This is a genomic window from Syntrophomonas sp., assembly GCF_028707975.1.
GTDB lineage: Bacteria > Bacillota > Syntrophomonadia > Syntrophomonadales > Syntrophomonadaceae > Syntrophomonas.
Genome location: NZ_JAQVZX010000030.1, coordinates 12316 through 22012, shown reverse-complemented (window position 1 = coordinate 22012; position 9697 = coordinate 12316). Strand labels below are relative to the sequence as shown.

The window sequence follows — 9697 nt, the reverse complement described above, 5'->3', positions numbered from 1 at the left end:
TTTCCAGGATTATCTCCGTCATTTGTTCCTTATCCACCGGAATCTCCATATTCACGGCTTTGGCTGAATCATAAAGGCGGTCAACATGATCCTTTAAGCGGAATACACTGTTATGATAGGCCCTGATTCCTTCAAATACACCGTCACCATAGAGAAAACCGTGGTCAAAAACTGATACCCTGGCCTCTTCCTCATCCACAAACTTTCCATCGAGGTAAATCTTTAATCCCATCACCAACACTCCTATTTATTTTTATTTAAAGATTGATTCCGCTGCAAAAAGTAATAATTTTGCATTTGCTTGCATAAATATTCCGCTCCAGCGTCCTTAATAGCGACCGCAGAGAGCATCAGTTGTGCCCGACAGGGCGCTACGCATGGGCAACACCAACGGCTCGTCTCGCGGCTCAAGGGGTACCCAAAGGGTGAAGCATCCATGCTTCGCCAACCCTCGCTTTGCATATTTATGCAACCCTATGCAACAAAAAGGGGTTTTTGCAGTAGAGTCAAAGATTACAAAAGATAAAAACAATGCCCCTGCGCCATGGGGGGGTTAGTCAGATTTAAAAAAGAATACAAAAATACCCTCTCTTCCCCACCAGGGACGAGAGGGAGCTTCCCGCGGTACCACCCTGCTTGCCACATCGGGGGATGTGGCCTCTTGCAGCATATTAATCCTAATAATGCCAGGTTTTTAACGGACACCTTTATCCGGCAACACCTACTGAGCTCGTGGCCTTTCAGATAGCGACTCCGGGATGAGCACCACATGAAATTTTGTACCGGCTCTCACCTGTCCCGGTTCTCTTTCATCAAGTGATTTCATATGTCCGTTCCCTTCATTGCCAATTTGCAGATATTTAATTATCTATAACGAGGCAAAATGTGTCCCTCGCATCCTTAATAGTGAGCGAAGCGAACATCAGTTGTGCCCGCAGGGTGCTTCTTTAAGCGGTCGGGTTCCTATTTAGAAAACAGGCGGCGGGTTCTAATCCCCCGCCTCGTTGCAGCGGTGTGTTGAAAAACTGCTCCGCAGTTTCTCCCGATGCTTAAAAGTATATTGAAAGTATTAGATGCTGTCAATATGCTGTTTAAATTTTTCCTTCTTTCCCTTGCTCAACTTTGCGCATATATTCCTTCAGGTTAATCCTTTTTTGTTGGCCGGGCACCAGGCCTTTCTTTTCTCGTTGTCCTATTTTCTTGAACATGGTCCACAGTAATCTTTTGCCCTCTTCGCTCTGAGAGGCTTCAGATGGACTCATTCCACTTAAGGTAGCCAGATGGGAATTATACCACTTATTGAGGTAGATCTCTTTCAAGGCCTTTTCCAAGCCGGGATTCTCCTTGCTAACCTCACTGGTCAAAATATCGAAGAAACCTTCTGTTTTCAATTCCATACCATCATACTCCAGGTATTCATAAATCTCGTTTTCCAAGTTTTGCCGGGCTTTGTTGAGGTCAAGCTCACCAAATGCAGAAATGCTTAACCAGTTTGGACCCAAAATATACTCAGCGAAAAACGCCGGGGCACCGTTTCGATCTTCCAACTGGTAATAAACCCGGTAATCAACAGTTGTCTCAATTTCCAGCAGAGATAATTCTTCCATTCTCTGCCAAACCTTCTTGTAATCCTTGACCAGGTAGCGAGCACTGATAAAACGCATACCGTCATCAAATACCTGTTCACTCTCTTCATCAACTAAAACATCTTCAAAGTAAACATAATTACCACCCAGATAGCGATAAGCCGTTAACAGGCTGACTTCATACTCTCCTCGATAAATAACCGGAATGCCGGAGAGAGAAACAAAGAGCTTATGGATTTCCGCTGCAGTTGATTGTTCGCGGGATATGACTACAAACTCATCACCATTAATTATCATGTCTGCAATTACCCCGGTAAAAAAAGATACCCCATGGTTAAAATTGTCTTCAAAACAGGTTAGTCGCATATGAATGCCATAAGGAAGCTCTTCCATCTCCCTTATGTTGTCTATTTTGTCCAGGACCAGGAAAAACTCGTCCATGTCTGTTATTTCGTATACCCGGCAAAAGACATTGGCTTCAAGGGGATTGGCAAGGGTGGTCCTGGTTTTTGCCTGAGGCGGCAAGCTTTGAATATCTACAATAGACCAGTGGCCTGATCCTACTTTTACTAAATAAAAACAATAGGAATACTGCTCTAGTTCATGATCCTTCAGACCAAGGGAAGAAGCGATTACCCTGGCATGTTTCCCGGAAGCGTAAACCTCCTCAACCTGCCCTTCCAATAGTGTTTTCCCCAGCTTTAAAAAACCATCAAATTGCTGTAAAGCTTGAGGGGCATTGCTGGTACTTATCAAGGATAGAATATAGCTTAAATCTTGATATTTCAAAGCATAAAAGAAGCTGTTTACCAGTTGTCGTGGTGTGAGCCGAGGGGATATTCTATGCAAAAGTTCTCTTTCCTGAATTTCACTAATTGCGATGCTATGACTCAAGTATTTTTGGTATAAGAATCTACCAACCGAAGGTCGACTCATATGACGAAGATTTAGAGCAAAGGCCTGCGAAATTAAGAGAGAAGCCTCGTCAAAACTTAATTCCACCATCTCTCCCAAAACCTGGCGGTCATGCTCAAACTGGGCCAGGGGCATATTTTCCACCAGGAAAAAACTGTGTAAGCCATCCGCATTAAAGGTCAGGTAAAAAGACTCAACATGAACCCCTTTTCCGGAAGCTTTCCAGGCAATATCAAGGCTCAGCCTTCCGGTATGGCGGCTGCAAGTGGCGTAAGCTCTTAAAAAGGAGCCTCGGAAAAATATGGGTGGACTAATATCCAGGCCTGCCATGCTGAACTTTTCTAAAGCTCGAGCACATAGAGATTCCATTTCACTACCGTATTCCGCTTTTAACATCTGAAAGAATTCCACTATCTCATCTTCATAAAAAGCTGACAAGCCTTCAATAACCTGAGCGCGAATATCATAAGGGATTTCTTCGACCATTTCCAGAATAAAGAGCCGTCCTTCATTGCTGCCTGCCATTTTTTTTATTTCATCTGCCAAGTTTCTTAATATGGCCCTGGGAAAAGCTGCTTGTCTTTTCTTTTTCATGTTTCTCCTCTGTTTTGCTTTTTACTAGTAATTTATCATTTTACCCTCTTCATCGCAAATAAGAATAAAGGCCCGGCAGTGGATAAAAATTTAGCTTTACAGAAATACCTCATTCTGGCAAACTATAATAATTGTTTAATATTTAGGATATGAGCAGGAAGTCTTTGAAAAAAATCGAATTATCCAATACCCGGTTTAGCTGCATATATGATATTATGACATAAATCTGGCTATTAATCCATTTTCTTGATGCAGCTTACGAACTTCCCCTTGCAGGCAACAGTATGCTCCTGGCAAGGTAAATCATTAAAACAGGTGAGTTTTTATGCGCAGGGTTTCTATATATGAATTGGATCCGGGAATGATAGTAGCACGGGCCATATTTGACAGTGCAGAAAGGGTGCTTTTACACGCTGGAGTAGAACTCAACGAGAAATATATCCATGGCTTGCAAAAGGCAGGAATTATGTCAGTTTATATACGAGATGAGCTTTTTGATGAATCAGATGCCGTAAGCGATATAATTTCGGAAAAGACTCGTTTAAAAGCCATAAGAACCCTCAAGGAAAGCGTTATTTTGTTGGAAAAGAAACACCAGCTTAATCTCTTTGCTGTGAAAAAAACCGTAGACGAAATAATTGACGAAATAATAGCTAATCCCCATACCCTGGTCAGTTTAACGGATATCCGTTCATTTGATGATTATACTTATGCTCATTCGGTAAATGTAGGTGTCCTTTCGATAATGAGCGGCATTAGTCTGAATTATAAGCGAAGCCAGCTCAAGGAATTGGGTGTGGGCGCCCTGCTTCATGATATAGGCAAAATAGAGATAAACAAGAACATTCTCAATAAACCCGACGACCTGAGCCGGGAAGAATTTGCAGAAATTCAACGGCATGCAGAGCTTGGGTTTGATATTCTCAGGAAGCACAGTGTTCTTTCCCTTCTTTCCGCTCACATCGCCTTTCAACATCATGAGCGCTGGGATGGGCAGGGATATCCCCGTCAACTGTCAGGTGAAGAGATACACGAATATGCCAGGATAGTAGCTGTAGCCGATGTCTATGATGCCCTGGTGGCTGACCGGCCTTATCGTCCAGCCTATTCGGTTACCCAGGCTATAAGTATCCTAAAACGAATGACAGGCCTTTTTTTTGATCCGCAATGTGTTAAGGCTTTTCTAAATAATATTGCAATATATCCTCTGGGAAGCCTGCTTGAACTCAACAGCGGCGAACTCTGCATGGTAATCGACATCAACCGCAAGAGTCCAGCCCAACCCGTAGTAAGAATGCTCTATGACCGGAACTGGAAATTGCTTACTCCTTACGAGCTTGACCTGTCCAAAAATCCTTCCTATCTGGTCAAGAATGTGCTTTCAGAAAGACAGATAAGGGAACTCAAAAAGAACGTCTAGCTTAAGTGCTCAGACAGCAAATCTAATTGAATAAATTTTTCTGTTTCATCACAAATTATTTTAAGGTGATGATATGTTGGTGAAAATTATAAGTCTTTTATTAATTTTGCTGATTGGCGGTACCCTTCTATATCTTTTGGGGTTCAAAGTATTTCCTTCCTTGATGAGCAAGAGATGAGAATAATAACCTAAATAATTCTCAGCTCTTTCGCTCAAAATATCCTTAAAGGAGGGATAGATATGACTAGATATAGAACAAGCGATGGAAAAGAAGATATGCGGCAAAAATTTCACTGGTTTGGAGCTATGGCTATTCCCATTGCCTTTTTAAATGGACTGTTTTTTGGGGGATATGCTCTCCGCAAAATCAGGCAATACTGGGAAGGAGGCCCTATGGATTAACTACCTCCTTGAATAAAATAGTTCACCGTCCGGTGGACTTTTTTTTGAGATTGGATAGAGTGGTGACGCGGGGACTAACCGTCCCCGCGATATACCCTTTATTTTAGTTTAAAAGTATCGGTAACTTTTTTAAGTTCGACAGCCAGTTTGTCCAATTCCTGGCTGACAGTGACAATATTTTGTACGGCAACCAGCTGATTCTGGCTGACGGCGGTGACTTCTTCAGCGGATGCCGCTGATTCCTCAGTAGCGGCCGAGATATTTTCAATGGCCTGAGTCATTTCATCGGCTGAAGCCAGGAGTTCTTCAAAAGTAGCGGATATATCCTGAATTGCGTTATCTATCTCTACTGCTCCCTGCTCAATCTCCTGGAAAGAATCCACACTTTCTCCCAACGATACTCCCTGTTCCCGTACTTGCTTCTCCACCTTGTCAACTTCAGCTACTGCCCGTTCCACCCCAGCCTGAACCTCGTTTATAATGGCCGCAATATTCAGAGTTGCGCTGCCGGTCTCCTCCGCCAGCTTCCGTACTTCCTCCGCTACTACGGCAAAACCACGCCCGGCTTCACCGGCTCGGGCCGCCTCAATAGCGGCATTAAGGGCCAACAAATTGGTCTGGCCGGCAATATTGTTTATTACATTGATTATTTCCCCGATTTCCTGGGTTTTATTGCTCAGTTCCTCAATTACCCCGGCTACATTTACAGTGCTGTCAACGGTAAGAGCCATTTCATCCTTTTGCCGCAACATCAAGCCCGTAACCCGCCCAACTATATTCTTGAAATTAATTGATTGTTGGGATATGCCCTCGGTAGTGCTCCCCACATTCTGCATGGCCAGCCCTACCTGCTGTACCAGTTCACTGGTCTTCTGGGCGTCTTCAGCTTCAGCCGCGGCTGCCCGGGCTACCTCTTCGGCACTGGCGCTGACCTGTTCCGAAGCCTGCCCCGTTTGCCGGGCGGTTTGCATCAGATTATCGGATACACTGGCCAGGCGCTCCGAACTTCCCGCCATCTGCTTGAGCACCGCGTTTAGATTATCATTCATATCCCGCAGCGAGTTCATCAAAAGCCCTATCTCCGAGCGATTCTTGCTCTCAATTTCTTGAGTCAGATCCCTCTGCGATAAGCGCGTGGTAATACCCACCATCCCCAGTATGGGTTTGGTCAAGCGGCCAGTAACAAACCAGACAATAATACTCAACAGCAACAAGGTAACTATCGTTACCATAATCATCTTGTGCAGCATGTTATCCAGAGGCTGGGTGACCTCGGAAACCGGAACCGTAACCGCCAGGGACCACCCGGCCAGTTCTACCGGATCATAGGCCATATACTTGGCCACGCCATCGAACTTATATTCCGCTATTCCCCTCTCCAGAGCGGTCATCCGGCTGATTATATCCTCTATTCCCTCGGCCTCATCAGATAGCTTCTTTTGCAGTATATAGTCTTTTTTGGGATGAGCCACAAAAGTAGTATCCTGGTTTATCAAATAGGCATAGCCGGTTTCTCCTACCTTAACCTGAGAAGTAATCTCTGTTACCTTCTCCGCCTTGATGGTGGCACCCAGAACCCCCACTACCTTGTCTCCCCGGTAAATGGGAACGGCAACAGGGGCCACCAGGTTACCGGTAGCTTTGGATAACACCGGGGTATCGATATTAGCCTTTCCCTCCATAGCCAGTTTGAAATAATTGCGATCATCCAGCTTAAAATCCATATGGCCAATATCGCCTACCACCGTACCATCCGGCCAGACCACATAGAGATTATCATGGTCAGCCGACATCAAGCCGCTCAGGAGAGCGGGCAAGCGCTCCGCATCCATTTTCTTTACCTCATCCAGCTTGGCCAGGGTGCTCATTTCGCTGAATTTCCCCTCTATCCAGGAATCTATTTCAGCACCCGTAGCATCGGCTATTTGGGTACAGTTCTCCTGGATCTGCTGGATCAATATATCCTTTCCGCTCCAGTAGGAAACAAAACTTTGTCCGATAGAGGCCAGAAAAAAAGCCCCCAGGATCCAAAGCAGAAAGTTAAATTTCAGACTTTGTGTAAATTTCAATTCCCCCACCCCTTTTTATCTTTCTGTAAAACTCTTTTCTCTCACCCCTTTTTAAAATTATTCGTTCCCCCGCTTTTTGTCTTTCTCTATATAAACAGCTATATAAAAAACATCGGCTTTTGGCTTTTCTCTCTTTAAAAAACTACTGCTTTATTCGACAGTGTACTCAATAATTCCTTTTTTAATGGGATATATCCAAAAAAACCCGGGATAAAAGGGGACGGGGCAGCGCTTGTATCAAGAACAGATAAAAGGGGACGGAGTTGTTAACACATGCGCTGGCGCATGTGTCAACAACTCCGTCCCCCTGTCATACCTGATTCGGAACGTTCCCTACTTATCTGAGTATGAAAGTAGCAGTAACCTCTTTTAACTCTGCGGCCAGGGTCTCCAGTTCCTGGCTAACCTGTACTATATTCTGGGCCGCCGCCAGCTGGTTCTGGCTTATAGCGGTTACTTCTTCCGCCGATGCTGCCGACTCCTGAGTTACGGCGGAAATATTTTCTATAGCCTGTATAATCTCATCAGCCGAGGCTACAATTTCCTCAAAAGTAGCCGATATATCCTGAATAGAATTATCCATCTTCCCGGCTCCGCTTTCTATTTCTCTAAAGGCTCCCACACTTTCTCCCAGAGAACTTCCCTGCTCTCTGACTTGCTTCTCTACCTTTTGGACTTCTGTCACTACCCGTTCCACCCCTGCCTGCACTTCGCTTATGATGCCGCCAATATTCAGAGTAGCACTACCGGTCTCCTCCGCCAGTTTCCGGACTTCTTCCGCCACTACGGCAAAACCTCGGCCCGAGTCTCCTGCCCGGGCAGCTTCTATGGCCGCATTAAGTGCCAGGAGGTTGGTCTGCCCGGCTATATCGGTAATAACACTTATAATCTCCCCTATTTCCTGGGTTTTGTTGTTCAAATCCATTATTACCTCGGAAACATTAACCGTGCTTTCCACGGTCTGATCCATCTTCTCCTTTTGTTGCAACATTAAGCCGGTAGCCTGGGCTACTATATTTTTAAAATGTCGAGATTGCTGCGACATATCCTCCGTGGCCTGGCTTACATTCTGCATGGCCATTCCTACTTGCTGGCTTAGCTCACTGGTTTTTTGGGCGTCTTCCGCCTGGGTTGCCGCGGCCCGCGCTACTTCCTCGGCACTGGCATGTACCTGCTCGGAAGCCTTGCCGCTTTGCTCTGCATTGTTAAACAGACTATCGGCAACAGCTGCCAGTCTTTCCGCACTGGCGGCCATCTGCCCCAGGACTTGATGGAGATTATCCTTCATTTCCCCCAGGGAATTCATCAGCAGACCGATTTCCGAGGAATCATCGCTTTTTATATTTTGGGTTAAATCCCTTTGCGATAGTCGTTCGGTAATACCTACCATGGCCAGAACCGGGCGGGTAAAGTTCCCGCTTATCAACCAAATTACCAGGATGGCCAGAGCTAGAGTAACCACGGTAATCAAAATAATTTTTTGCATCATATTGTTCAAAGGTTGATTTACTTCTTTGACGGGTACAGTCACAGCCAAAGCCCATCCGGTGCTCTTAACCGGAGCATAGGCCATATATTTTCCCATTCCTTCATATTTGTAATTTACTATCCCCGACTCCCCGGCAATCATTTTCTTGCCTATGGCAGCCAGTTCTTCCCCTAGCTCGAACTGGTTGCTCTCCAGGATAAACTCGCTTTGGGGATGGGCTACAAAAGTTCCCTCCCGGTCGATCATATAGGCATATCCGGTTTCGCCGACCTTAACCTGGTTGACCACGTCAATCAATTCTTGGATTTTTAAGCTTGCTCCCAAGACCCCTACTACTTGCTGCTCCCGAACAATAGGCACTGCAATCGGTGCCACCATGTTGCCGGTAGTCTTGGAAATAATGGGAGTGCCTATATTAGCTTGACCCTTTATGGCCAGTTTAAAGTAATCCCGGTCGGCCAGTTGTGGTCTTTCTCCTCTGTCGGTTACGGTGGAGCCATCCGGCCAGATTACATATATATTGTCGTACTCAGAAGTCATAATTCCGGCTAAAGTCGCTATAATCTCCTCTTCCCGCATATTTTTCAGCAAACTGGTTTTGCTAAGGGTATCGAACTTTTCCAGCTTGCCGGCGAAATAGGTATCGATCACCTGGCTGGTTGATTCCGCTATTTGCTGGCACTTACTGGTTATTTCACTGGTTAGAACATTTTTCCCGCTCCAAAAAGAAACCAGGCTTTGGCCAATCGAGGCCAGGAAACAAAGCAGCAGTATCCCTATCAACAATTTAAACCGCAAACTATGGTAAAACTTCATTTTTAACCCCTCCTTTGCTTATTATTATCGTTATTCCATAAATATACTTGTATTCCTTTTTACTTAATGGAATGTACTATATAATATCAAAAGACATATGCTGTCAGGTACTTAAGTTCTTCTTGCCAGGCTATGGAGATAAAAGAAAAGTTACGGCTTAAGGTTTCGTTTGACCAACAATGCTGCTACTTGCTATCATTACCGGTAGGAATAACTAATTGCCTGCGGAATAATAGCCTGAATCCTGCATAAAACCTTTAAAGCATCGAAAGAAACTGCGGAGCATTTTCAACACAGCGCTGCAAGACGGTGGGGGATTAGAACCCGCCACCTGTTTTGTTAATAGGCGGCCGCTTAGCACCCTGCGGGCACCACTGATGTTCGCTTCGCTCACTATTAAAGATGC

At 45.0% G+C, this 9697-nt stretch carries 6 protein-coding genes; 2 read left to right on the top strand and 4 right to left on the bottom strand.

What is annotated here, in order from left to right; translation table 11 throughout:
- The coding region (locus PHP87_RS05940) for an aminotransferase class IV (RefSeq protein WP_299919542.1) at window positions 1–232 on the bottom strand (232 nt) is incomplete at its 3' end.
- Between the two features lie 859 nt (window positions 233–1091).
- Window positions 1092–3095: a hypothetical protein gene (locus PHP87_RS05935; RefSeq protein ID WP_276621211.1), complete on the bottom strand. Its 2004-nt coding sequence runs from the start codon at window positions 3093–3095 to the stop codon at window positions 1092–1094.
- Between the two features lie 325 nt (window positions 3096–3420).
- On the opposite strand from PHP87_RS05935, the gene PHP87_RS05930 reads away from it, so the two are divergent.
- Complete coding sequence (locus tag PHP87_RS05930) at window positions 3421–4515, top strand: HD-GYP domain-containing protein (protein ID WP_276621212.1); 1095 nt, start codon at window positions 3421–3423, stop codon at window positions 4513–4515.
- 240 nt (window positions 4516–4755) lie between these two features.
- A complete protein-coding gene (locus PHP87_RS05925; protein ID WP_155814225.1) occupies window positions 4756–4917 on the top strand; it encodes a hypothetical protein in 162 nt (53 codons plus the stop codon).
- Between the two features lie 98 nt (window positions 4918–5015).
- Here the strand turns inward: PHP87_RS05925 and PHP87_RS05920 are convergent, their stop codons facing one another.
- Both PHP87_RS05920 and PHP87_RS05915 read right to left on the bottom strand, forming a co-directional pair.
- Window positions 5016–6995, bottom strand: coding sequence for a methyl-accepting chemotaxis protein (locus PHP87_RS05920; RefSeq protein WP_276624231.1), 1980 nt, complete (start codon window positions 6993–6995; stop codon window positions 5016–5018).
- A gap of 328 nt (window positions 6996–7323) precedes the next feature.
- Window positions 7324–9291, bottom strand: a complete 1968-nt coding sequence (locus PHP87_RS05915; RefSeq protein WP_276621216.1) for a methyl-accepting chemotaxis protein — start codon at window positions 9289–9291, stop codon at window positions 7324–7326.
- Window positions 9292–9697 lie beyond the last annotated feature (406 nt).